The following is a 22,892-nucleotide window of genomic DNA, read 5'->3' on the forward strand; positions in this document are numbered from 1 at the left end:
AACTATATGAGAGCATTAACAGTTTTTATTGACGAGCAGTGGCTTGCCGCTGTTTCGGAAAAAGACATGAGTGTTCCTTCACACATCATTGCCAAGGACATGACAGAACAACTTCCTCTGGAAGTACAGTACCTTGGAGTCACAAAAACCACCTTTATCTATGATGAAAATGTTCTTGACGAGGAGAAAGCGGTTTACTACCTTAGACAGATTCTCCAGAACAGATTCGAGATGGATTACGATGTTCAGGAAGCCATAATCAACTACAGAATCAGCGCCCTCAGTGATGAGGACGAAGAAGATGATGAATCAGAGCAGAATGAACCTGAATCCGGAGGCGCTCATAAGAGAAAATCTTCCGGCAAAGAATCCCATACCGAGAAGCTTACCGGTTTCGAAGAAGGCGGCAGCAAAGAAAGCGGCCATGAACAGGCAAAGGGGGCATCAAGCCGCAAACGCATGAGGACAGCTCCTGATACATCCACGAAGGAGGATTCCGAAGACTCTGATGATACAGAAATAGTAACAGTAGGGGAAGAGGGCGCCGGCACCCTGGGTAAGCCTTCCAAAAAAGGCAAGGATCAGGATAATGTAAAATCCAAAAAACCCGAGAAAAAGCTCGGACAGGATCCCATCTCCTTCGGAAACAAGAAGGAAGACGGCGACATCGCCCCGGCTTTTCAGAGAATAAAGAATCTTAAAGGCAGTGACAGTCTCATTTCACTTTGCGAACGCCTGAACCGCATCGCTCCGGCTCTTCAGACAGAGGAGTTCATTGATGTCCTGGAGGACAGAGCCTATCTTTTCTCGGCAGAGCAGGATATAGGCATTAACGCCAGAGTCTCAATGTTTTTCGATTTCATGCGTGATGAGAATCTGCTTCCGTCAGAGTACGGCGGCTGTGAGATACAGCTTGCCTGCGGAAGATCCATAGGTCTTCCCACCACCATGGCAAAGCAGTTCATAGTCCAGACCGAGGCCAGTATGTACTGCATAGATATCAGCGCCTGGGTTGGACAGATAGACGATCCTGAGTTCAGAGATTTCCTTCTGTTCCTGTACGGACAAAAGGATATGTACAGATATGTTTTCAGGATACCCTACGTTGAGAAGAAGATCCTTAATCAGGTAGCGGATGTAATAGGGGATATCTTTACAGTTGAGGTGGTAACACTTCCGCCACTAAACCAAAAGCTTCTTGAGGAAACAGCGGTTTCCCAGCTTGAGGATTACGGCTACAGCATTTCCCCGGAAGCTCTGACCATATTCAGAAAACGTATAGCGGAAGAGAAGTCCGATGGACGTTTCTATGGAATGAATACCATAGGAAAGATAGTTAAGGAAATGGTTCTTAAGAAGCTGGAGCAGAGCATCACGGAAGAAGAAAAGGATAAACCGGATGCAAAGAATGAAAAGAAAAAGTCATCCAAAGCTTCAGAAAATAAAAAGCCTACAGAAGAAAAGAGCCTTACGGAAATTACCGGTAAAGACATTGGCGACCTTATAGTAAAGCACCACGATACCTCAACTCCGGAGCAGGAGCTTGTGGATATGATCGGCACCGAGGAGGTCCGTGAACAATTAAATATCCTCATTAAGGAAATGTCGGAAACGAAACAGCCTCTCAATATAAGGTTTGTAGGTAATCCCGGAACAGGCAGAACTGTTGTGGCGAGACTTCTCGGCGATATCCTTCGTGAGAAAGGCATTCTCAAAAAGGGCGAGATCATAGAGCACAGCATGAAGGATCTCATGGGAACAGTCCCGGGAGAAACCGTTCCAAAAACTCTCAGCATATGCAGAGATGCTCTGGACTCCATCCTCTTCATAGATGAGCCATATCCGGAAATCAAGGAGATGGTTGGCGATTTGGATGAGGAAAGCGAAGATTTTGACGATACTGATGAAGATAACGACAAACCTGAATATAACTTCCATAAGGAAGCGCTGGAAACTCTTATCTCGGAAATGGAAGCCAACAGGAATCTGGTTGTAATCCTTGCACTCACATTCGAAGAGCTTGAAAAAGTACGTAAGGATGTTCCTGACATTGATAAGGTAATGTACAGTGAAATCGAGTTCAAAGACTTCAGCAGAAAGGAACTCGGCGATATATTCCTCAGGATGGTTCGCAGAAATAAGTTCAGTCTTGAGGAAGGACTCCGCGAAGAGATCCTTAAGTATTTTGACAAGCTTCCGGAAAAGGTTACAAAGTCCGGCAAGTTTACCAACGCCCGTTATGTAAGAAATCTTTTCGACATGACCTGGTCAAAAACCCTTCTCCGGGCTGAGATCGACCAGAATGACGGACGCCTCATAACCAGACAGGACTTCCGCCTGGCGGCTTCGGAAAGTGCCGAGATACTTAACAAGAAGGAGCCCCGCAAATATCCTCTGGGTTTCAGGCTTGAGACTGATGATTAAAGGCACTTCGGGATCAATGCTTTCGACCTTGAAAATTCCGGACCGAGTTTACATTCCGGACATCCGGGAAAGGCAAAAATATGACAGATATTGACTTAAAAACACTTATAGAGAAGGCACTGGACATGCGAAACTTTTCCTATGCCCCATACTCTCACTTCAGGGTGGGGGCCGCACTACTCAGTTCCGACGGCCGGATCTTCGGAGGCTGCAACGTGGAGAATTCCAGCTACGGGGCAGCAAACTGTGCCGAAAGGACAGCATTTTTTAAAGCTGTAAGTGAAGGAGTAAAGGATTTCAAACGTATCGTGATCACAGGAGGACTTGAGGGTGAACCTTTACAGTATGCCTCGCCCTGCGGCATCTGCCGGCAGGTCATGAGAGAATTCTGCGATCCTGACACCTTCGAGATCATACTTGCCAGGAGCACGGAAGACTACAAAATTTATACATTGGCCCAGCTGCTCCCTGAGAGCTTCGGACCGGAAAACCTGCTTCAGTAAAAATAACTATAAAAGAAATCCACCGGGAACGGTGGATAAAACCAAGGCCAGTCAGGGCCCCTGACTGACACATCAATTCTAGGAGGAAATGAAAAATGCCAACACCGCACAACAAAGCAAATCTTGGAGACATTGCAAAAACTGTCCTTATGCCGGGAGATCCCCTTCGCGCAAAGTACATCGCAGAAACCTATCTTGAGAATCCCGTATGCTTCAATACAGTAAGAAATATGCTGGGCTTCACCGGAACCTACAAGGGTAAGAGGGTTTCCGTAATGGGCGGCGGAATGGGCGTGCCTTCCATCGGCATCTACAGCTATGAGCTTTACAACATGTACGACGTAGACAACATTATCCGTATCGGCTCTGCCGGAGGCTTACAGGACGACCTCAATCTCAATGATGTCATCATCGCCATGGGTGCCTGCACGGATTCCAACTACGTATCACAGTTTGAGCTTCCGGGAACCTTTGCACCTATCGCATCCTACGGTCTTCTCGCAAAGGCAGTTGATGCCGCTGCAAACCTGAAGGTGGATGTGCACGTTGGAAATGTCTTAACCTCAGATGTATTCTACGACAAGAGAAAGGGTAAAAACGAAAGGTGGAGAGACATGGGCTGCCTTGCCGTTGAGATGGAGTCTGCCGGTCTTTACATGAATGCTGCCGCAGCACACAAGAACGCTCTTACCATACTTACCATTTCCGATCATCTTTTCAAGTCCGGTGAGCTTACCGCAGATGAACGTGAAAAGTCCTTTAACAACATGATGCTTATTGCATTGGAGCTTGCATAGTGTGAAAAAATCATTCATTACTATTTGTGCCGCCAACTCAAAACGGCGGAATGGGGATTATTATGATTAATTATTCAGAAGACAAAACCATGTATCATATTGGCGTTGCTCCGGGGCAGGTGGGCAGATATGTCCTTCTTCCCGGTGACCCTAAGCGATGCGAGAAGATTGCAAAGTATTTTGATAACCCGGAATTCGTAGCGGATAATCGTGAATATGTTACCTACACGGGAACTCTCGACGGGGTTCCTGTGTCCGTTACCTCAACGGGCATCGGCGGTCCTTCCGCATCAATTGCCCTTGAAGAGTTGTGCATGTGCGGTGCTGATACCTTTTTACGCGTAGGAACCGCAGGTGGCATGGATCTCAATGTTGAGTCCGGAGATGTAGTCATTGCCAGCGGCGCGATACGTATGGAGGGAACTTCCAAAGAATATGCCCCCATCGAGTGGCCCGCTGTCCCGGATTTTGAAGTGACCTCTGCTCTTAAAACTGCCGCAGAGAATCTGGGCTTCAAACATCATGTGGGGGTTGTGGAATGCAAGGATGCCTTCTATGGTCAGCACAAACCGGAGGATCTTCCCGTTAATTACGAGCTCCTGAACAAATGGTATTCCTGGCTTAAGCTTGGCTGCAAGGCTTCCGAAATGGAATCCGCTGCCATCTTTACCGTAGGTGCCTATCTCAGGGTAAGAGTGGGCGCGGTTCTTTTCGTAATGTCAAACCAGGAACGTGAGAAGGCCGGACTCACAAATGTAATCGAACATGACACGGACAAAGCCATTCGAACTGCCATTGAAGCCATCCGTATCCTCATAAAACAGGATCAGGCGAAGGGTAAATAAGGATTGTATTTATGAATTTAACCCAGGAAGAAAAGTATATGAAGCTTGCCATCCGGGAAGCTCAAAAGGCTGCCATGAGCGGTGATGTCCCCATAGGCTGCATCATAGTCTATGACGGTACAGATCCAAACACCAAGGCAGATAAGAATGCTGAAGCTCACGGCATCCTCCCGGGAACCATCATTGGCAGGGGCTACAACAAGCGTAATAAAATGCACAGTTCCCTTATGCATGCGGAAATCATAGCCATCAGGAAAGCATGCAAGGCATTTGATGACTGGCGGCTGGAAGACTGCACCATGTATGTCACCCTGGAGCCCTGTCCCATGTGTGCGGGAGCTATCGTCCAGGCCAGGATTCCGAGGGTTGTCATAGGTGCAATGAGTCAAAAGTCCGGCTGCTGCGGTTCAATACTTGATATGCTGCATGAGGAAAGGTTCAATCACCAATGTGAAGTAACAAAAGAACTCCTTCTTGATGACTGTACACATTTGATGACAGATTTTTTCCGGAATATGAGAAACAGAGAGAAGTAAGCATTATCCCAAAAACAACAATGGCGGAAACCCACAACATAAAAGTGATGGGTTTCCGCCATATCAACGAAAGGCAAAATATATGAAGCGATGCATAATTGTCGGTGCGGGTGACTATTTCGGAATCCCCATAGAGCTAACAGAAGAGGACTACATCATAGCCGCTGATGCAGGTTATACCAATTTGAAAAAGTCCGGCATACACCCGGATCTCCTTGTGGGGGATTTCGACTCAATGCATATCGATGGGGTGGCAGGCACCACCGGTCCCGTAAAGGATCTCGACATATTTGAGGATGCCGAAAAAGCCGACTACATCCATCATCTCAGGAAATTGAAGGTTGACGGCATTGAAACAAAGGTTATAGATCCTGTGAAAAATGATCCCGACATGATGGCCTGTGTACGGCTTGGTCTCGACCAGGGCTTTACAGAATTCCATATCATAGGAGGAACAGGAAAACGCATCGATCATAGCATCGCCAATCTTCAGATACTTGGATTTCTGGCATCACGGGGCTGCCGGGGATATGTTTACAATGAATTTCAGATCATAACGGCCATACATAACGAATCCATGAAATTTCCGGCAGAAATGAAGGGCTATTTTTCCGCCCTGGCTATATCGGACAGGTGCCGGGGAGTTACAGAAAAAGGCCTTAAATACATTGTTAATGATGTGGAACTGCAAAACACCATGCCCACCGGAATAAGCAATGAGTTCGTTGGGACAGAGGCGGAGATAAGTGTTAAAGACGGAACCCTCCTTCTTATATATGATCAGATGAAGGTGCACAAATTCAGTTGCTGTAAATGACCAGCCTTATCGCGAAAAAAAGAAATTTTTTTATTTCTAAAATTTCTATGACAGTTTTGCACATTGCTTGAATAGAAAAATATGTTCTGTTATAATTCGCTTAAGAAGTAAATAACTGGAACGTGCGAGGCCGCACAAATTGAACCTACAAATACGACATACGGGATTCCGATATCTGAATACATAATATAATGCCTTCCGTTTGGTAAAGGACTATAGTGGTATTCGTGGGGTCTCCCACCTAGCAAATAGGCTAGGAGTCAAGCGTGTGGTACGGCGTTTTGGTCTTACTCCAAAAAATCGTATGATTTTTAAACCGGTGAGATGTTCACCGGTTTTTTTGTCAGCATCGGGAAGAAAAAAGCTCCCCCTATTCTGTTAATAAAAAGAAAATTCAGTTATACTATGCTATAATTCTTAAGTGAAGTATCATATTTATAGTAGTAAAAAGAGCCGATTAAGTCATAACCTATATCTGCTCTGAATGTGATTCTTCACTATTGTAGTTTTATATTAGACAGGCCGAAATCTTTCGCCTGATGCTTATACAGAATCATCCCGGAGGACAGCAGTGAATAAAGAGAAGTGGGAAACACAGAAACGTTGGGGTATAACGGCATTCCTGGTCATAGTTGGAAGTGCCTTTGTTATACTGACCTTACACAACTTTAAAATCGTAACCGACTGGTTCAACAAGCTTATAGGTATATTATCACCCATCATAACCGGTGCTGTCATGGCTTATCTTGTGAACCCTGCCTACAAGCTTATTTATAAATATACCGGCAAGCTTCTGGACAAAGTCATCAAACCATCCCCTAAACAAAACACCGAAAATGATATTCATAAGAGAGAGAAATTCATCGCAAGAGTCAGCCGTATCTCTGCTACGATTTTTTCAGTGCTGTTTGTGTTGATAGCAGTCTTCGGACTCGTTTCAATGATCATTCCTGAACTTTCCAAGTCTTTGGGCAGTCTGTATACTACTTTGAGAGGTCTCGACGCTGATGACCTCTCAGAGATATTTGAAGTCTCGTCGGATACTCATGGTGTAGGAGAACGTATATATAATGCCATACTTGGCTTTACAAATGATACCGGTATAAGTGCTTATCTTGCTGAAGAAGTACAAAAATCAAGTGCTTCCATTCAGAACTATATTCAGAACTCCCTGCTCCCCAGCCTGAGAAATATTATGACTTCCCTGGGAATAGGAATATGGTCAGCTGTAACATGGGTCAAAAACTTCCTTATCGGTCTCATCGTCATGGTCTATCTTATCAATTCCAAGGATTCCATGCAGATAAGCGCCCGCAAGATTCTTTTCGCTATACTTCCGGAGAAGTATGCACAGAAAGTGTTATCTGAGTTAAAAGAGATTGATAAGATGTTCGGCGGCTTCATTGTCGGAAAGATCATTGATTCCTTTATCATTGGTATAATCTGCTTCGTAGTCCTGGGCATAATGGATATGCCTTACACCATGCTGGTTTCCGTTATAGTGGGAGTTACCAATATAATCCCATTCTTCGGACCTTTTATCGGAGCCATACCTTCCATCATACTTATATTGATACAAAGCCCTATCAAGGCCCTGTATTTTGCCATCTTTATCCTGATCCTTCAGCAGCTAGACGGTAACATCATCGGCCCCAGCATACTTCATGGATCAACCGGTCTCAGCAGTTTCTGGGTTCTGTTCTCCATCCTTTTGTTCGGCGGTCTCTTTGGATTTGTAGGTATGATCGTGGGAGTTCCCATCTGGGCCATCATCCTTCAGGGAGTAAAGCGCCTGACCCAGCACCTTCTGGATAAGAAAAAGCTGAATCTGGATGATCAGGGGAGACCTATAGCAGATAACATTACAAACGCAGAAAAGTAGAAGTAGAGCAGGACCGGATTCCGAACTGCTCACATCAAAGCAGACAAATAGAAATTATAAGAACAGCCATCTGAGATAGTTCCCGCCAGCGAGAGCCCTCCCGGATGGCTTAGTTTTGTGTGTTTTGTGAACCGGTTTATAGATTTATCTTGTAAGCGCTTTAAGTGTTGAAATTCCGTCATTCTTATGTATAATAAATATTGGTTCGGAAGACCTCTTCTGACAGAGCTCCGGATCCCATTTTTATAAACCAAAGAGCATTGTTTTTTTCAGGAGGCTATCAATGGATATAAGATACAGTGCAAATCAGAGAGATGTAAAAAGATACACAACAGAAGAACTCAGAAACGAATTTCTGATCACAGACCTTTACAAACCGGACGAAGTAGTTGCAGTTTACTCCCATGTTGACCGTATGGTTACATTTGGATGTATGCCTGTACATGAAACAGTTTCTCTGGACAAAGGCATCGATTGCTGGCATAATTTTGGAACACACTATATACTTGAAAGACGTGAGATAGGTATCTTCAATATCGGCAGCGGATCCGGAAAGATCCTGGTTGACGGTACAGAATATAAGCTTGGCTACAAGGATTGCCTTTACATCACAAAGGGAGCAAAGGAAGTTCTTTTCTCATCTGATGATGCAGAGAAGCCAGCAAAATTCTACATGGTATCGGCACCTGCCCATGTAAGCTACGAAACAAAGCTTATAACCATGGCAGAAGCAAACCACAGACCCTGCGGAGAGCCGGAGCTTGCAAACCAGCGTGTCATTAACCAGTTCATCCATCCCGATGTACTTAAGACTGCCCAGCTCAGCATGGGTATGACAGAGCTTAAGCCGGGTTCAGTATGGAACACCATGCCTGCTCATACACATGAGAGACGTATGGAGATCTATACCTATTTTGAGGTACCCGAGGATCAGGTTGTATTCCACTTCATGGGTGAACCTCAGGAAACAAGACATATAGTAATGCACAATTATGATGCTGTTATCTCACCTTCATGGTCCATTCATTGTGCTTCCGCAACCCATAACTACACATTTATCTGGGCTATGGGTGGAGAAAATCAGGAATTTGATGATATGGACAATATTTATACACCAGATTTGCGATAAATATAGTAGAATAGTGTGGTGGTCTGTCGTATAATGTCAGACCGAAACATTATCAAAAAGGAAACCCTGTGACAGGGTGAGGAGATTTTTATGGCAACATTACTTGAAACCTGGAGAACCCAGGCTTACGGCAACGGACTTTCAAAGGCTGACCAGGAGAGACTCTGGCAGGAGTACTTCGCACTTGAGAAGGGATTCTATGAGGAAGTACTCAAGGATCCTTCACATGTATACGAAGGAACTGTCAAGGAGCTTGCTGACCACTTCGGCATCGACGTATTCCATTTCACAGGAGTACTTGACGGAATCGACGAGTCTTTAAAGGGATATCACAATCCTATCGAAACCATGGACGAGAACACTCAGGTTAAGATCGAGATCGATCCTGAGAAGCTTTACTACAACATGGTAGAGGCAAAGGCTAGCTGGCTTTACGGACTTCCTGCATGGGATTCCATCCTTACAGAAGAGAAGCGTCATGAGCTTTACCGTCAGCAGAAGGCTTCAGGAACCATCCGCAGAGAAGGAAAGAAGATCTATCCTAACGATCAGTGCCCTTGCGGATCAGGCAAGAAGTACAAGAAGTGCCACATGCGCATAGACCAGGAAAATGAGCTCAAGGCTATGGCAGGAGCTGAACAGTAATGTCCGATAAGATCAGGACAAACATAAGTGCCGGTGTGGAGGGTAATGCTTCCGCCGGCACTGATAATGATAGAATCCTTACGGATTCTTTTGAACCGCTCAAAGCCGCGAGGCTCCCTCGATTAAAAATCGAGGGCAGTCATGATTATGTGGTAAGAGCAACTGCGGCTAATGGACTGATCAGAGCATTTGCATGCACAACCAGAGATCTGGTTGAGGAATGCAGAAAAACCCACAACACCTTCCCTATATGTACAGCAGCCATCGGAAGACTTATGAGCTCAGCGCTGATGATGGGTGTTGACTTAAAGGGTGACAGAAGCGTGCTCACACTTACCATAAAGGGCGACGGTCCCATAAAAGGATTAACAGCCACTGCCGACAACCTCGGCAACGTGAAAGGATTTGTTTCCAATGCCAATGTCCTTCTTCCTCCAAACAAAGCAGGACATCTCAACGTGGGAGAGGCTCTCGGAAAAGGCAAGCTCAGTGTCATAAAGGATATAGGTCTCAAGGAGCCCTACATCGGTTCCGTGGATCTTCAGACCGGAGAGATCGCAGAGGATCTTACGTATTATTTTGCCGTTTCCGAGCAGATACCTTCTTCAGTCGGACTCGGTGTTCTGATGAACACAAACAACACTGTAAAGCAGTCCGGCGGTTTCATCCTTCAGCTTATGCCGGATGCTACGGAAGATGTTATCTCGAAGCTTGAAGAAAAGCTTTCAACTATCAAGTCCGTAACCGCCATGCTTGACGAAGGCATGACGCCGGAAGAGATGCTTCAGTTCATCCTCGGTGATATGGATCTGGAGATCAATGATCATATACCGGTACGTTTTCATTGTAACTGCAGCAGAGAGAAAGTATCAAAGGCTCTTATTTCCCTTGGAAAGAAGGAGCTTGAAGATCTGATCGCCGACAAAAAAACACAGGATGTTTTCTGTGATTACTGCGAGAAGCATTATAGTTTTTCTGTGGCCGAGCTTCAGGAACTTTATGATTCAGCAAAGTGACCTTGTTGGGTCGGAGTAGTCCGGGGGGACGGAGTCAGTGGTCCATTTTCACATGGACCACTGACTCCGTCCCCCCGGACCACTCCATCCCATCATTGTCCATATTATTTTTATTTATGCTTCACCCTTCAAAAATGTATGACTGGTTTGTATACATTTGATTGACCTTGATTTTGGTTTATGCTAATATTTATTCCGTTGCAGTAATTATTCTGCATTACTTTATGGAGGTATACACAATGAAGGGTACAGTTAAGTGGTTCAACAATCAGAAGGGTTACGGTTTCATTTCTGATGAGTCAGGCAAGGACGTTTTCGTTCACTATTCAGGTCTTACAGGTGATGGATTCAAGTCACTTGAAGAGGGACAGAATGTTGAGTTCGACGTTCAGGATGGCGCAAAGGGACCTCAGGCAGTAAACGTAGTTAAGCTTTAATTTTTAGATTTCCACGTACCTTAATTGTAATTAATATATTATTTGCAAGAAAAGTATCAGAGGACTAAACAGAAAAGCAAAGCGGTATCCGGAAGGATACCGCTTTTACTTTGCAATAACTTAAGCACTGCCATACGCAGTACTTATACTTGCGATTAAAATACCCTTCGCTTATAATTACCGTTATGAAAATATCATCAAGAAAAACAAGTTTATACGGGATGCTTCTGGCACTGGCAATGATCCTTAGCTATGTGGAAGCAATGATCCCAATCAATATAGGTGTACCGGGAGTCAAACTGGGACTTCCGAATATAGTTACAGTCATAGGCCTTTACACATTAGGTGCTGTGCCGACATTCATCATAAGTATCCTAAGAATTCTTTTGGTAAGCTTTATGTTTGGCAACACCATGACGCTTGCATACTCTCTGTCAGGTTTTGCACTTAGTTTCCTGTTTATGACCGTACTTATAAAAATAGGTGGGTTTCAAAGAACAGTTGTGAGTATCACCGGTGGTGTAATGCATAATGTGGGTCAGCTGCTGGCTGCGGTGTTATTGCTTCACAGCGACGCACTGTTTTTTTATCTCCCCGTACTTATGGTGGCGGGAGTTGTTGCCGGAGCACTGATAGGCCTCGTATCGGGACTTATAGCAGACCGCATACACATGTATCTGCATCAGGCACAGAACATGTAAATATAAAATAATCATAAATAAAAGCGAAACATATATTCGTTATATTGATTTTCGATTTAAACCATGATACAATTACTCGGCAAACATTTGTTTGCCGGGTTTTTTATAGCATTTTACTTTTTTGATCATATAAAGCGGAGTAGTAATGGGAAAGAATTACATCAAGATCAGGGGAGCCAGTGAACACAATCTCAAGCATGTGGATCTGGACATCCCAAGGGATGAGCTTGTCATCATGACAGGTTTATCCGGCTCAGGTAAATCATCACTTGCATTTGATACCATTTATGCCGAAGGGCAGAGAAGATATATGCAGTCCCTCTCGTCCTATGCAAGACAGTTCCTGGGACAGATGGAGAAGCCAAAGGTGGATATGATCGAGGGTCTCAGCCCGGCCATATCCATAGACCAGAAATCCACAAACAGAAATCCACGTTCAACGGTTGGAACCGTTACCGAGATTTATGATTACATGCGTCTTTTGTACGCTCGTGCCGGTATCCCTCACTGCCCGAATTGCGGAAGAGAAATCAGACGGCAGACAGTAGATGAGATTGTGGATCAGCTTCTTCTCATGAAGGACGGAACACGAATCCAGCTGCTTGCTCCCATTGTAAGAGGAAAAAAGGGCATGCACGAAAAGGTTCTGGACAGTGCCCGTCGTTCCGGATATGTAAGAGTGCGTATCGACGGAAATCTCTACGAGCTTTCCGAAGAAATACAGCTTGAGAAAAACATCAGACACAACATCGAAATAGTTGTTGACCGTCTCGTCATAAGAGAAGGTATCGAAAAACGTCTGGCGGATTCAACAGAGCAGGTCATGCAGTTAAGCGGAGGCCATATGACTGTGGATGTCATCGGCGGTGAATCCGTGAATTTTTCCACCAGCTTTGCATGCCCAGACTGCGGCATATCCATCGAAGAAATCGAGCCCAGAAGCTTTTCCTTCAACAATCCTTTCGGTGCCTGTCCCGAATGTTTCGGAATCGGCTATAAAATGGAATTTGACATTGCCCTCATGATCCCCGACGAGAGCCTGAGTATAAATGAAGGTGCCATCTCGGTTATGGGATGGATGAACTCAAAGGATGAGGGAAGCTATACCCATGCCATGCTGAAGGCGCTTTCCGAAAAATACGATTTCAGTCTGGATACACCTTTTAATGAACTGAGTGAAAAGGCCAGAGACATAATCATTAACGGAACAGGAGACGAAAAGGTTACTGTTTACTACGAGTCCCAGTTCGGAAACGGCAACGAACACCATGTAGCCTTCGAGGGACTTGTTTCCAATGTTAACCGCCGCTACAGAGAATGCTTCTCCGACAGGATGAAGGCAGAGTATGAACAGTTCATGCGCATAACTCCCTGCCCAAGCTGTCACGGCGCGAGACTTAAACCCTCAAGCCTTGCAGTCACAGTCGGTGATCTCAATATTTACGAGGCCACAACATTATCCATCACCAAATTTAATGAATGGGTTCAGGGACTGGAGCTCACTCCCATGCAGCATAAGATTGCTGACGAGATCCTGAAGGAGATCAGAAACAGAATAACCTTCATGCTGGATGTAGGTCTTGATTACCTGAGCCTGTCACGCGCTGCCGGAACTCTTTCCGGAGGCGAAGCCCAGCGTATACGTCTGGCCACCCAGATAGGATCAGGTCTTGTGGGAGTAGCCTACATACTTGATGAACCGAGTATAGGACTGCACCAGCGTGACAATGACCGTCTCATCGGCACGTTGAAGCATCTCCGTGACCTGGGTAATTCAGTGCTTGTGGTAGAACATGATGAAGATACCATGAGAGCTGCCGACTACATCATAGATATAGGACCGGGAGCAGGTTCCGAGGGCGGAGAAGTTATCGCCACCGGTAATATAGACGAGATCATGGCAAACCCCAGGAGCATAACAGGTCAGTACCTGAGCGGCAAGCTGAAGATCGAGGTACCTAAGAAAAGACGCAAGCCCAACGGATGGATAAAAGTCGTTGGTGCACGGGAGAATAATCTGAAAAATATCGATGTGGAATTTCCTCTCGGTGTATTTACCTGTGTCACAGGTGTGTCAGGATCCGGCAAGTCATCTCTTGTAAACGAAATACTTTATAAGTCACTGGCACGCCAGCTTAACAGGGCACGTATCATAGCAGGAAAGCATACACGTATAGACGGCATCAAACAGCTTGATAAGATAATCGCCATAGACCAGTCACCCATAGGCCGTACTCCCAGATCAAATCCTGCAACCTACACCGGAGTGTTTGATCTCATCAGAGATCTCTTTGCCGGCACTCAGGATGCAAAGGCTCATGGCTACAGTAAAGGAAGATTTTCTTTCAATGTTAAGGGCGGCCGATGTGAAGCCTGCCAGGGCGACGGTATCGTAAAGATAGAGATGAACTTCCTTCCGGATGTGTATGTTCCATGTGAGGTATGTAACGGCAAGAGATTCAACAGAGAGACTCTGGATGTCAAATACAAAGGAAAGAACATTTACGACGTTCTGGAAATGACCGTCGAGGAAGCCCTTGAGTTCTTTAAAAATGTTCCTACCATAACCAGAAAGATACAGACACTCTATGATGTGGGTCTAGGTTATGTAAAGCTGGGACAGCCAAGTACGGAGCTCAGCGGAGGAGAAGCCCAGCGTATCAAACTCGCTACAGAGCTAAGCCGCAGACCTACCGGAAAAACCATCTACATCCTTGACGAGCCCACTACAGGACTTCATTTCGCAGATGTCCACAAGCTTGTAGTCATGCTTGATAAGCTTGCCCAGAGTGGTAATACGGTAATAGTAATAGAGCATAACCTGGATGTCATCAAATGTGCTGATTACATCATAGATATCGGCCCAGAGGGCGGAGAGAAGGGCGGCACCGTTATAGCTAAGGGTACTCCCGAAGAAGTTGCGAAGGTTAAAGAATCTTATACCGGGCACTATATAAAGAAATATCTTAAAAAGTGACAGAAAAAAGGGATATCACCCGGATGTTCATCATCCGGGTGATATCCCTTTTTAGTGGACCAGACGGGAGTCGAACCCGTGTCCGAAAACAAATTCCCTCTCCTTCTACTATCATAGTACACTTCCAAGATTCCCCATCATAGCTAAGATGTGCACGTCTTGCTATGACCGGTATCCTCTGATACGCCCATTAAGAGGAGGAACTCTTAAAGTCGTTTCTCACATAGATGAGGCCAGGTTCTCAATGTGTGAGTGCAATGAGGCTGACCACGCAGCAATTAAGCTGCGTATGCGTAACTTGTATCGTTAGCGTTTATATTTAGGTTTGAAGTTTAACGCGACTGTCTTTCGGATAGCTTCTAAAGCTGCATCGTCCCCGTCGAAACCGGTACTAGCCCTTAATACGTAATGATAATAACGGATTTATAAAGACTTGTAAATAAACCTGTGGTTTAAAAATTTGTTTTTAATTTGTACAAGATTATTTAACCAAGTCTCTTTGCGTAACCATTTTTACATTCTCCGCTTCATACTTCAGGATATAATCTTACCCGGTGGTATTAAGTAACCCGCAAAGGTATAGTTAATATCTATATCTTGCCTGTTATGATATATAAATTTTCGCTAACTAAACTTTATTCGGTTAGAACTAACCCATTTTAGCAATGTTTTTTTCTTCTAACAAGGTTAAAATTTCTGCATAAGGAGAAGAATCATGCCATTTATTAAAAAACGTGCAAAAAGCGAAAGAGTCTATCCGGAAGATCCTGTTTACAATTCCAAAAACTATAAGATTGACTGGAGTATCATATGCAGAAACATTGAAAGACGTCGCATCGAACTGAATCTTACACAGCAGAACCTTTCAGAAATAACAGGTATACCATCACTTAGACTTTCTCAGTTTGAAAATCATTCCAAAAGCGGCAAACATCCAAACTTCCATGAAATTGTCATATTAATGAATGCTTTAAAGATGGATGCCAATGCAATGTTCGATGGAATTCTTAGTTTGGAGCCTCTAAGCAGGACAGAAAAAAATCTGAATGAACTGTTGAAAAATATAAGTGCGGAAATTGCCAGGTCTGAGCTGTACGAAAGTGCTTCGGAAAACGACAAAAGACATATGCCCAAACCGCTCAAGGTAACTCCTTTTAAATTTGATGATTCCTCTCACAAAGTGGCGGATAATAAGGGCGACTACAACCAAAGCTGAATCATGATACCTATGACCTATAGTTTTAAAATACTAAATCTGTCATAAAATTTGACATGCAGGTTTAGAATACTTAATCTGTCATAAAATTTGGCCTGCAGATTTTAAATACTTAAACTGCAAAAAATATATACGGAATATAGAAAAGAGACTATTGCAACGCAATAGTCTCTTTTATCATGAAGTAACACTCAAATTTCAGAATAGACCAAATAATCCCGAATCAGGATCAGACTGTTATCTAAGCCACCATGTTCTTCAGTTCTGTAGCACGGTCATAAAGTTCCTGGCTTGAAGCAGAAGACTGTTCGGCATTAGCACTGTTTCAGCCTGCCAGATCGATCACATATGCATGGTCACTGAGCTGGTCAATAGGATTCACCTCACAGGCATTGATATCCCTGACCATCAGATTAAGCTCTTCAAAATTCATACGGCTCACCTCAACCGGCAAAACTATAACCTCATGAACAGAAGCGGGCAGCATGAAGAGGGTGTCGTACCCGTGGCTTCTTGCCCAGTTCTTAACAGCTTTTTTGTTGAAGATCTGCACCGCACCGTTCAATCTCTTTTCATTGGAAACAACATACATGGGTACATCATATTCATCTGGATCATCAAGCTTTCCGAGAATTTCCTCAAAAACACTCCTCATAGGCTTGATGCAAATGTTTTCTTCCGAAAATGTATTTCTCTCGGCTCTTTCCCAGACCTCTTTCTCACTAAGCTCTGCATTGTCCAGAATCGCCCGGCTAAGCTTTACTTTCCAGCTGCTTCCATCTTTATTGTCACCGGAGATAAACAGGAACTGCTCAATGCCTTCAAATTCAGATGGCCGCTTGATCAGGTCCTGATCCGAACTTCTCTGAACACCTATGGCCACCCTATTAAGAATATTTTCCTTTGAAATTAGTTCATCAGGGTCCCCGATATCAGGATCCTGGCTTCTTGCCATACGGCGTTCAATAACGTCGCAGGCAACTTTGGCATTTTCAAGATTTCTTATTCTTTCCGTGATATAAACGCAGGGTGAGATGATCTCATTTTTATCCTTTCTGATTGTTATTCCCGTCATAGGGACTGAATTTTTTACAACCTTGTGAATTGAAACTTCCTCATAACCGCGAGTTAATAATTCATCTCTGATCTCATATTCATTTGTCATTGTTTTTAATTCTCCTTATTTTTGAAACTTCGACCCGCAGAAAAAGGGGTCGTCAAGAAAGCTCAGGTTTACACATAAAACCTGAAACAGATGGAATTGTTGTTAGTTGAATTTTTGATTGACCTGAAAGGTCAGAACAGCCTGATAATAAAGATTTAGTTTCGGTTTAAGCGCATAACCGAAAGCTTCACAAGACGATCGAATCCCTGAAGCCCTTTTATCTTATACAAGCATTAAAGAAATATACAGAGTCAACCCAGGCTTAATAAATAATGAAAACCTGAGAAACTCTTTTGTTAAAAACCATGATTATTTTGATCACGATCTTCGTGCTTTACTATATTTTAGTTTCCGTCCGGTGTCAACATGAAATTATTTTTTTATAAGACTTCCAAATCATTATGTGCTAGAATTATCAATGTTTTCAAAGGGTATATGCATCATTCCGATCTCAGAAACGGCGAAGCATATATGAATCATCCCGCAAAACAAGGAGGCATTTTTTTGTATGGAACAGTTTTTTAAACTAAAGGAACACGGTACAACTGTAAGGACCGAAGTCGTTGCAGGTGTAACAACATTTTTGACCATGGCATACATCCTTGCCGTAAACCCTAACATACTGGGTTCCGTCATGGACAGAAGCGGCGTATTCGTTGCAACAGCAATTGCGTCAGCATTGGCAACCTTCATCATGGCATTTTTTGCAAATTACCCCATCGCACTTTCAGCAGGTCTGGGTCTTAACGCATATTTCGCCTATACCGTATGTCTCGGCGAGCTTGCCGATGTTGAGAATCCTTTCACCATCGCTCTTACAGCGGTTCTCGTAGAGGGTCTTATATTTATCCTCCTCTCGGTATTCAAGGTGAGAGAGCAGATGATCAACGGAATACCTCAGAACCTCAAAAACGGTATCTCTGCAGGTATCGGTCTCTTTGTTGCATACATAGGACTTCAGGGCGCAAACATTATCTTTTTTAATGTTAACGACGGAAGTGCTACCATAACCCTCGGAAGCTTTGCAGATCCAAGAGTTGCTCTTGCGCTCATCGGATTCATTATCATCATAGTACTTGTTAACTATGAGATTAAGGGTGCGGTTCTCATCGGAATCCTTGCTACATGGATCCTCGGAATCCTTGCCGAGTTCGCAGGCTGGTACAAAGTTGACATCGATGCAGGAGTTTACAGCCTCATCCCGGATTTCTCACAGGGATTACAGCTTGGCGGCATCGCAAACACAGCATTCAAGTTTAACTTTGGATGGGTTGCAAAGAACCTTATTCAGTTCATCGCCATCGTATTTTCATTCCTTTACGTAGACCTTTTCGATACAGTCGGCACAGTAGTCGGCGTTGCTGATAAGGCAGGACTTCTTGATGAAGACGGCAAGCTTCCACGAGTTGGAAAAGTTCTTATGGCAGATGCCCTGGGAACAGTAGCAGGTGCATGTCTCGGAACTTCAACCATCACCTCTTTCGTAGAGTCATCTGCAGGTGTTGCAGCCGGCGGAAGAACAGGCCTTACAGCATTCACAACAGGATGCATGTTCCTCGTATCCTTACTGCTTTCACCTATTTTCCTCGCCATCCCGGGCTTTGCAACAGCTCCGGCGCTCCTCTATGTAGGAATGCTCATGGTATCTTCTGCAAAGAAGATTTCCTTCGAGGGAGATATCGCAGACACTGTTGGTGCTTATCTTGCAATGCTTATGATGCCGCTTTCATACTCCATCGCAACAGGTATCATGTTTGCCATCCTTGCATGGGTTATCATCAAGACCTGTGAAGGAAAGTCAAAGGATGTCAGCCCGACCATGTGGGTAGTGTTCGTGCTTTTCTGTTTGAGAATACTTACACTTATAATGAATTTCCAGTAATAGGATTTGGATGCGTGCTCTTTATGGGCACGCATTTACTACACTTTTATGGTACGAAAAAGACCCTATAACCTGATGAAGGTTATAAGGTCTTTTTTAGTTATATTAATAGAAGTTATTCGGTTTTGCCTGGGAACATTTTTTTACTCAAGTTCTATAGTTCCTGGCGGTTTGCTCGTGAGATCATAGAATACTCTGTTTACACCCTTAACCTCGTTTACAATCCTGTTCATGCACTTCTCAAGTACTTCAAAAGGAATGTTAGTTACTTCTGCAGTCATGAAATCGTCTGTTTCAACTGCGCGGAGAACAACTGCGTAATCATAGGTTCTAAAGTCGCCCATAACACCTACGGAACGAACATTGGTGAGGGCTGCAAAATACTGGCTGATCTGACGATCCATGCCTGCATTTGCGATTTCCTCGCGGTAGATGGCATCGGCATCCTGAACGATACGTACCTTCTCGGGAGTTACTTCTCCAATGATTCTGACACCAAGTCCGGGACCCGGGAATGGCTGGCGGTAAACAAGGTACTCAGGAAGTCCAAGCTGTAAACCTACACGGCGAACCTCGTCCTTAAAGAGAAGGCGCAGCGGCTCGATGATGGCCTTGAACTCAACCTTCTCAGGAAGGCCGCCGACATTATGATGAGACTTGATAACTGCGCTCTTTCCGAGACCTGACTCAACTACATCAGGATAAATGGTTCCCTGGCAGAGGAAGTCTACAGCGCCGATCTTCTTTGCTTCACGCTCGAAAACTCTGATGAACTGCTCGCCGATTATCTTACGCTTCTTTTCAGGTTCTTCAACACCCTGAAGCTTTTCAAAATATTCAGGTCCTGCATTAACGCGGATGAAATTAAGATCGTACTGACCCTTGTCGCCAAAAATTGCCTCAACCTCATCACCCTCATTTTTACGAAGAAGACCGTGATCAACAAATACGCAGGTAAGCTGCTTTCCGATGGCCTTTGCCATAAGAGATGCGGCAACAGAAGAATCAACTCCGCCGCTGAGTGCCAGAAGCACCTTACCGTTTCCAACAGTCTTACGAATCTCTTCAATCTTGTCCTGGACGAATGTCTCCATCTTCCAGTCGCCGGTGCATCCACAGACATCATAAAGGAAATTATGGAATAACTTGTTTCCTTCAACAGAATGCTGTACCTCAGGGTGGAACTGAACCGCATAAATCTTGCGATCGGGATCTTCCATTCCTGCTACAGGGCAGTTTTCTGTGTGGGAAATGATCTTGAAGCCTTTAGGTGTTTCTGCAATGTAATCGGTGTGGGACATCCACATGATGGTGCTGTCTGAAACACCACGAAGAACAGAATTCTGTTCATCGATAAGCACCTCGGTACGACCATACTCTGAAACCGGTGCTGTCTTTACGGTTCCTCCAAGCTCATATGCAATAAGCTGAGCACCATAGCAGATACCAAGGATAGGTATATCCATCTCAAAGATAGCCGGGTCGATATGCTGAGATTCCTCTTTATATACTGACTGAGGTCCGCCTGTAAAGATGATACCCTTTGGATTTAATTCTTTGATCTTATCAAGACCGATTGAAGATGCGTAAACTTCGGCATAAACTCCGAGGTCACGTACTCGTCTTGCAATCAACTGGTTGTACTGACCACCGAAGTCCAGTACCACAACAAGTTCTTTTGCCATTTTTCCTCCAAACTATATAAACAACTAGATACTGTAAATCAATGTATAAAAAAACACATGATAAATCAATATACATTTAACATAATTTTTTGCAAAAACCTGAGGATTTATTTTCTCAGAAAGACGTCCATCTGCGACGGTTCTTGATGAGCGAAACGAATCAAGAACCGAGCAGGGCTTGGAAGAAACGGCTATATATAATTCCGTGAATTTCGACAAGAGTTATGTTAGAATGAATGCATACTATATTCCAGTATAATGTACTATTTATTATTCAATCATATAAAGCTGTAGGTACGGAAAGTTTTAGTAAATAATTGTTCAAAACGAGGAGAATAAGCTTTGAAACCAGCATTTTACGAACCATCAGTATGTATGTGCACTCCGGACAATCCGAATACCATGGGAATCTGCGTGACTTTGACAGAACCTGTAAATTGCGATGCTCTTAAGGAAGCGGTAGAACGTCTCAGGGTGCGGTTTCCGTACTTCTATGTCCGGGTAAAACTGGAGGGGAACAACCTGATCGTGGTGTCCAACGATCTTCCGGTGGTGATCCGGAGTACGTGGGATCCGATTCTGCTTTGCTCTGCGGAAGCCAATTATCACCTGCTTTCATTCAAATTCGAAGGCAATCGGCTCGCTGCAGAAGTTTCTCATTCGATTACGGACGGAGCCGGTTTCCTGCCGTACTTCAAGAGCGTCCTATACTATTATCTAAGTACTGTTACAGGGCAGGAGTTTGATCCGACAGGAATCCGTCTTATTGGAGATGAGATCCCGGAAGCGGAGACCGGAAATCCGTTTGCGGACATCGATTTGGACGCTTCGGATGAACCGCTATATCAGAAGCCTCCGGTCACGGATTATTTCAGGCTGGAGAATCCTGTGAAAGACGGAAAACGCGAGTGTACGGCCTTTTATCTTCGGTTCCCCGAGGAACAGATAATGCAGTATTGTAAGGAGAACGACGGCAGCCCGAATGTCCTGTTCAGCGTACTCCTTGCCAAGGCAGCAAGGCGATATGATCCGAAAGATGAGAGAACCGTATCCTGTCTGATATCCGTTGATATGAAAGCTCAGCTTGGGAAATTCGAAAATTACCGAATGTTCATTGATACAGCCTTTGTGGATATGCCAAAGGAACAAGCTGATTACGATATTCTGAAAGCCTGTACAAAAGCACGCGGACAGCTGATATTACAGGCTCAGCCGGAGAACGTCAGGTATACGCTGAAAACACGCAAGGCCGGATACGAGAAGATGGAACAGATGCCTTTGCAGATGTGTGCTGACGTTCTCAAACAGGCACTTGGAGCCCACAGGGCAAGCTTTTGCGTTTCCTATGCAAACAGCAGAAGCTTTGGACCGCTGGATCCGTATATCCAGGAAGTCTATCTTCTTAGCGAACCAAATGTGACGGATGTGATGGTAGAACTGTCCTGTATCAACCATCATTTTTTCGCAATGTTCGGACAGCCCTTTTCTTCTGAAGATTTCTTCAGGGCATTCCTCGCTGAATTGGATGATGCGGGTATATCATATGATATAGTGAGGAAGGAACCATTCCGGCTCTGTGGTGTAAGATATGATGACATCGAGGGAGTGAATCTATAAGAATGAAAATTAAAGGAAAATAGACAGTCGTCAAGCTTTAGTCAGACTTTTTTCGGGACAATCCCCGACTTTTATACTACTGCCACGGGTGTTGCAATAATATATGAAGATCATTAAAAGTGAAAAGAGAATCTGCTCATGCTGTATGGAAGAACATGAAGTGAAAACCGTTCTTGTTATGGATCAGGCTACGTTTAAGAATGTCACAGTCGATTATGAGGCATCGTATTTTTTCTGCGAATTAGCAGGAGAACTCTATATGGATGAACAGCAGATGCAGGACAATGACATCAGATTAAAGGATGCATATAGAAAAAAGGAAGGGCTTTTAACATCAGCGCAAATAGGAGAAATTCGAGCAAAGTATGGTATAAGCCAAAGTGATTTATGCTTATTGTTAGGTTGGGGTGGTAAAACTATTACAAGATATGAAAGCCATCAAGTGCAGGATAAGGCACATGATATCATTCTTAAGAAAATAAATCAGGACCCAGAATGGTTTTTGTCTCTTTTAAATGGAGTGTAATTATTGAACCTGGTACTATTAAGTACGCACTAACAGGGATGACAGTAAGCTGGCTATCCTCTGGATGGAAAAAAGTGCAGGGAATACATTGT

Annotated in this window: 19 protein-coding genes and 1 other RNA gene; 17 read left to right on the top strand and 3 right to left on the bottom strand. The window is 44.2% G+C overall.

The annotated features are described in order from the left end of the window. The first annotated feature begins 6 nt into the window (after positions 1–6). From T357_RS0113275 to uvrA, 13 genes are all read left to right on the top strand, one after another. Entirely contained in the window at positions 7–2,424 is a 2,418-nt protein-coding gene (locus tag T357_RS0113275) for an AAA family ATPase (protein WP_031553547.1), read from the top strand. An 80-nt stretch (positions 2,425–2,504) separates the two neighbouring features. Continuing rightward, positions 2,505–2,927, top strand: a complete 423-nt coding sequence (locus T357_RS0113280; protein WP_031553548.1) for a cytidine deaminase — start codon at positions 2,505–2,507, stop codon at positions 2,925–2,927. Between the two features lie 95 nt (positions 2,928–3,022). Next, a complete protein-coding gene (deoD, locus tag T357_RS0113285) occupies positions 3,023–3,724 on the top strand; it encodes a purine-nucleoside phosphorylase (RefSeq protein WP_031553549.1) in 702 nt (233 codons plus the stop codon). A gap of 62 nt (positions 3,725–3,786) precedes the next feature. After that, complete coding sequence (gene udp / locus T357_RS0113290) at positions 3,787–4,569, top strand: uridine phosphorylase (protein WP_031553550.1); 783 nt, start codon at positions 3,787–3,789, stop codon at positions 4,567–4,569. 11 nt (positions 4,570–4,580) lie between these two features. Then, positions 4,581–5,105: a nucleoside deaminase gene (locus T357_RS0113295; RefSeq protein ID WP_031553551.1), complete on the top strand. Its 525-nt coding sequence runs from the start codon at positions 4,581–4,583 to the stop codon at positions 5,103–5,105. 82 nt (positions 5,106–5,187) lie between these two features. Further along, complete coding sequence (locus T357_RS0113300) at positions 5,188–5,922, top strand: thiamine diphosphokinase (RefSeq protein WP_031553552.1); 735 nt, start codon at positions 5,188–5,190, stop codon at positions 5,920–5,922. A 571-nt stretch (positions 5,923–6,493) separates the two neighbouring features. Beyond that, positions 6,494–7,804, top strand: coding sequence for an AI-2E family transporter (locus T357_RS0113305; RefSeq protein WP_049962430.1), 1,311 nt, complete (start codon positions 6,494–6,496; stop codon positions 7,802–7,804). A gap of 283 nt (positions 7,805–8,087) precedes the next feature. Then, complete coding sequence (gene kduI, locus T357_RS0113310) at positions 8,088–8,933, top strand: 5-dehydro-4-deoxy-D-glucuronate isomerase (RefSeq protein WP_031553559.1); 846 nt, start codon at positions 8,088–8,090, stop codon at positions 8,931–8,933. A 90-nt stretch (positions 8,934–9,023) separates the two neighbouring features. Next, positions 9,024–9,578, top strand: coding sequence for an SEC-C metal-binding domain-containing protein (locus tag T357_RS0113315; protein ID WP_031553562.1), 555 nt, complete (start codon positions 9,024–9,026; stop codon positions 9,576–9,578). Beyond that, entirely contained in the window at positions 9,578–10,594 is a 1,017-nt protein-coding gene (gene hslO / locus T357_RS0113320; RefSeq protein ID WP_081828176.1) for an Hsp33 family molecular chaperone HslO, read from the top strand. The genes T357_RS0113315 and hslO overlap by 1 nt, the downstream gene beginning before the upstream one ends. 239 nt (positions 10,595–10,833) lie before the next feature. Continuing rightward, positions 10,834–11,031 (top strand): cold-shock protein, encoded by a 198-nt coding sequence (locus T357_RS0113325; protein ID WP_029200034.1) that lies wholly within the window; start codon positions 10,834–10,836, stop codon positions 11,029–11,031. A 185-nt stretch (positions 11,032–11,216) separates the two neighbouring features. Continuing rightward, the gene (locus T357_RS0113330; RefSeq protein ID WP_031553567.1) at positions 11,217–11,732 is read left to right on the top strand and encodes a Gx transporter family protein; all 516 of its coding nucleotides are present in this window, start codon (positions 11,217–11,219) and stop codon (positions 11,730–11,732) included. A gap of 145 nt (positions 11,733–11,877) precedes the next feature. Further along, on the top strand, positions 11,878–14,709 hold the full coding sequence (gene uvrA / locus T357_RS0113335) for an excinuclease ABC subunit UvrA (protein ID WP_031553569.1): 2,832 nt from the start codon (positions 11,878–11,880) through the stop codon (positions 14,707–14,709). A 52-nt stretch (positions 14,710–14,761) separates the two neighbouring features. On the opposite strand, the gene ssrA is transcribed toward uvrA, so the two are convergent. Beyond that, positions 14,762–15,107, bottom strand: a transfer-messenger RNA (tmRNA) gene (gene ssrA / locus T357_RS20915). Between the two features lie 317 nt (positions 15,108–15,424). On the opposite strand from ssrA, the gene T357_RS0113340 reads away from it, so the two are divergent. Then, entirely contained in the window at positions 15,425–15,925 is a 501-nt protein-coding gene (locus T357_RS0113340) for a helix-turn-helix domain-containing protein (RefSeq protein ID WP_031553571.1), read from the top strand. Between the two features lie 325 nt (positions 15,926–16,250). Here the strand turns inward: T357_RS0113340 and T357_RS0113345 are convergent, their stop codons facing one another. Continuing rightward, the gene (locus tag T357_RS0113345) at positions 16,251–17,090 is read right to left on the bottom strand and encodes a DUF5688 family protein (protein ID WP_031553573.1); all 840 of its coding nucleotides are present in this window, start codon (positions 17,088–17,090) and stop codon (positions 16,251–16,253) included. A gap of 508 nt (positions 17,091–17,598) precedes the next feature. On the opposite strand from T357_RS0113345, the gene T357_RS0113350 reads away from it, so the two are divergent. Continuing rightward, positions 17,599–18,972, top strand: coding sequence for an NCS2 family permease (locus tag T357_RS0113350; RefSeq protein ID WP_031553575.1), 1,374 nt, complete (start codon positions 17,599–17,601; stop codon positions 18,970–18,972). Positions 18,973–19,115: 143 nt separating this feature from the next. Here the strand turns inward: T357_RS0113350 and guaA are convergent, their stop codons facing one another. Beyond that, positions 19,116–20,657 (bottom strand): glutamine-hydrolyzing GMP synthase, encoded by a 1,542-nt coding sequence (gene guaA / locus T357_RS0113355; protein WP_031553577.1) that lies wholly within the window; start codon positions 20,655–20,657, stop codon positions 19,116–19,118. Positions 20,658–20,999: 342 nt separating this feature from the next. Between guaA and T357_RS0113360 the strand changes: the two genes are divergently transcribed. Next, positions 21,000–22,274: a hypothetical protein gene (locus T357_RS0113360; protein WP_031553579.1), complete on the top strand. Its 1,275-nt coding sequence runs from the start codon at positions 21,000–21,002 to the stop codon at positions 22,272–22,274. 145 nt (positions 22,275–22,419) lie between these two features. Then, positions 22,420–22,800 (top strand): type II TA system antitoxin MqsA family protein, encoded by a 381-nt coding sequence (locus tag T357_RS0113365; protein ID WP_255342832.1) that lies wholly within the window; start codon positions 22,420–22,422, stop codon positions 22,798–22,800. Positions 22,801–22,892 lie beyond the last annotated feature (92 nt).

The sequence above is a fragment of the Oribacterium sp. FC2011 genome (assembly GCF_000701645.1).
Taxonomy (GTDB): domain Bacteria; phylum Bacillota; class Clostridia; order Lachnospirales; family Lachnospiraceae; genus Oribacterium.

Excerpts from the sequence above, each read along its gene's own strand:
- kduI (WP_031553559.1), top strand. The coding sequence starts at position 8,088 with ATGGATATAAGATACAGTGCAAATCAGAGAGATGTAAAAAGATACACA.
- T357_RS0113315 (WP_031553562.1), top strand. The coding sequence starts at position 9,024 with ATGGCAACATTACTTGAAACCTGGAGAACCCAGGCTTACGGCAACGGA.
- uvrA (WP_031553569.1), top strand. The coding sequence starts at position 11,878 with ATGGGAAAGAATTACATCAAGATCAGGGGAGCCAGTGAACACAATCTC.
- T357_RS0113300 (WP_031553552.1), top strand. The coding sequence starts at position 5,188 with ATGAAGCGATGCATAATTGTCGGTGCGGGTGACTATTTCGGAATCCCC.
- T357_RS0113280 (WP_031553548.1), top strand. The coding sequence starts at position 2,505 with ATGACAGATATTGACTTAAAAACACTTATAGAGAAGGCACTGGACATG.
- T357_RS0113340 (WP_031553571.1), top strand. The coding sequence starts at position 15,425 with ATGCCATTTATTAAAAAACGTGCAAAAAGCGAAAGAGTCTATCCGGAA.
- T357_RS0113365 (WP_255342832.1), top strand. The coding sequence starts at position 22,420 with ATGGAAGAACATGAAGTGAAAACCGTTCTTGTTATGGATCAGGCTACG.
- deoD (WP_031553549.1), top strand. The coding sequence starts at position 3,023 with ATGCCAACACCGCACAACAAAGCAAATCTTGGAGACATTGCAAAAACT.
- udp (WP_031553550.1), top strand. The coding sequence starts at position 3,787 with ATGATTAATTATTCAGAAGACAAAACCATGTATCATATTGGCGTTGCT.
- T357_RS0113345 (WP_031553573.1), bottom strand. The coding sequence starts at position 17,090 with ATGACAAATGAATATGAGATCAGAGATGAATTATTAACTCGCGGTTAT.
- T357_RS0113275 (WP_031553547.1), top strand. The coding sequence starts at position 7 with ATGAGAGCATTAACAGTTTTTATTGACGAGCAGTGGCTTGCCGCTGTT.
- T357_RS0113350 (WP_031553575.1), top strand. The coding sequence starts at position 17,599 with ATGGAACAGTTTTTTAAACTAAAGGAACACGGTACAACTGTAAGGACC.
- hslO (WP_081828176.1), top strand. The coding sequence starts at position 9,578 with ATGTCCGATAAGATCAGGACAAACATAAGTGCCGGTGTGGAGGGTAAT.
- T357_RS0113330 (WP_031553567.1), top strand. The coding sequence starts at position 11,217 with ATGAAAATATCATCAAGAAAAACAAGTTTATACGGGATGCTTCTGGCA.
- T357_RS0113295 (WP_031553551.1), top strand. The coding sequence starts at position 4,581 with ATGAATTTAACCCAGGAAGAAAAGTATATGAAGCTTGCCATCCGGGAA.
- guaA (WP_031553577.1), bottom strand. The coding sequence starts at position 20,657 with ATGGCAAAAGAACTTGTTGTGGTACTGGACTTCGGTGGTCAGTACAAC.
- T357_RS0113325 (WP_029200034.1), top strand. The coding sequence starts at position 10,834 with ATGAAGGGTACAGTTAAGTGGTTCAACAATCAGAAGGGTTACGGTTTC.